This is a genomic window from Arhodomonas sp. KWT, assembly GCF_010993615.1.
In genome coordinates this window covers 1-901 of record NZ_WNXE01000677.1, presented here as the reverse complement: position 1 = coordinate 901, position 901 = coordinate 1, and the positions used below count along the sequence as shown (strand labels likewise).

The 901-nt window shown below is 70.3% G+C and carries 1 protein-coding gene; it reads right to left on the bottom strand.

The annotated features are described in order from the left end of the window. A partial coding sequence (locus G7A99_RS21675) for an AEC family transporter (RefSeq protein WP_163144006.1) occupies nucleotides 1-728 on the bottom strand: 728 nt, incomplete at its 3' end. Between the last annotated feature and the right edge of the window lie 173 nt (nucleotides 729-901).

Here is a 901-nt window from a genome sequence, read left to right as displayed (position 1 = left end):
AGCGCCCAGGCAAGGAGCGCCCCTATCGCCGGCAGCGCCGCAACCTTGAGCACCGCCCCGGCCAGCGCCCAGCGCACCCGCCCGCGCACGCGGGACGTGCACAGGGTACCGCCGATGCACACCAGCGCCAGGGGCAGTGCCATCTGCCCCACCGCGGCGAGACTGCGGTCCAGCATCACCGGCAGCGTCGCCCCGGCCAGGGCGAGCCCCAGCCCCAGCGCGCAGGCGATGAGGATAGGATTGGTCACCAGGCCGTAGGCCAGTCCGCGGATCATCCCGGCCCCACCGCCGCGGCCGGCGAGCAGCACCACGACGGCGGCGATGTTGTAGAGCACCACCAGCGGACCGAAGAGCAGCAGCGCGCTGGACTGCGCCGCTGCCACCGGCGCCCCTTCAACCGCCTCGAAGGCATAGATCACCACCGGCAGCCCGATGAAGGCGAGATTGCCACGGAAGACGCCCTGCACGAACGTCCCCGTCGCCGAGGCCGGCAACCCCAGCATCCGGGCCGCCACGTAGGCGATCAGGATCCCGCCCACGGTGGCACCGATGGCGACCGCGAGCAGCCCGGTGACCGCGCCGAACTCCGGGTTCGCGGAGGCGATGCGCTGCACGAGCAGCGACGGCAGCCCCACCCAGTAGGTCACACGATTGAGCTCGCGCAGGGAGCGCTCGGAGAGAAAGCCGGTTCGGGTCAGCCCCCAGCCCAGCGCAATGACGAAGAACACCGGGGCCAGGGCATTGAGGATGGCGAGCAGGACGGGCCTCCTTGATCGGTGGACACAACCCCGTCGAGGGTGATGCGCTTCACACAGTAGCTGTCGATCCGCCGCTACTATGGCGGTAAAACAACAGCATAACACCGCCGGCCACCCCGGATCGGCGGGACAACGAGGAGGAG